Origin of the sequence: Prevotella sp. AM42-24 (genome assembly GCF_003461825.1) — a bacterium.
GTDB classification, from domain to species: domain Bacteria; phylum Bacteroidota; class Bacteroidia; order Bacteroidales; family Bacteroidaceae; genus Prevotella; species Prevotella hominis.
In genome coordinates this window covers 1-627 of the sequence record NZ_QTXV01000164.1, presented here as the reverse complement: position 1 = coordinate 627, position 627 = coordinate 1, and the positions used below count along the sequence as shown (strand labels likewise).

Below are 627 nucleotides of genomic sequence, written 5' to 3'. Positions count from 1 at the left end.
CGAAGGAGAGAAGGGTGGTCTGTGTCTTGACGCTGCCCTGCAAAGCCTCCTTGACATCCTTAGCCTCGAAGTCCGTTCTCTTTTCCACAAGCACATCGAAAGCCTTTTGGATGGAAAGCAACAACTGCTCGATGTCCTTGTTGGTCTCCACGGCTTCCTTGCTCTTGCCCTCCAATCGGCTGGCACGAGGATTCCAAAGCGATGGAGTGCAAGACAACTTGCAGGAGAACTGCGCCATAGTCCTGTTCACCGTGATGCGTCCCATGATGGGAGCTTTTCCATTCTTGTCCATTCCGCTCTTTTTTAGGTAGAGCAACACCTTGAATTTTTCGATTTTCATAACGCTTACATTTTGAGTGTGCAAATATAATCATTTTGTAAGCGTTCCTTGATACGCAAAACATTGAGAATCAGTGCAATAAAATCCGTTGATGCACAAAGTTGCCTTTCCGCATTGTTACCTGCTTTGCATAGGTAACTGTGGCTCACGATTTAGTAACTGAACTACTTCAATATTCCTCACTCGCTTGCTTTATGCCGATTTGGCAACTTTGTGCAAATCTGCTCATTCCCAACTGTTTACGTTCCAACCTCTCTTATTCTCCTTTGGCTGCTTTAGAGCTTTAT

Annotated in this window: 1 protein-coding gene; it reads right to left on the bottom strand. The window is 45.3% G+C overall.

Features of this window, described 5'->3' with window-relative positions; all coding sequences use genetic code 11:
- Nucleotides 1–340, bottom strand: a 340-nt coding sequence (locus DW917_RS17985) for an Arm DNA-binding domain-containing protein (RefSeq protein ID WP_233524822.1), incomplete at its 3' end; no start/stop codon positions are given.
- Between the last annotated feature and the right edge of the window lie 287 nt (nt 341–627).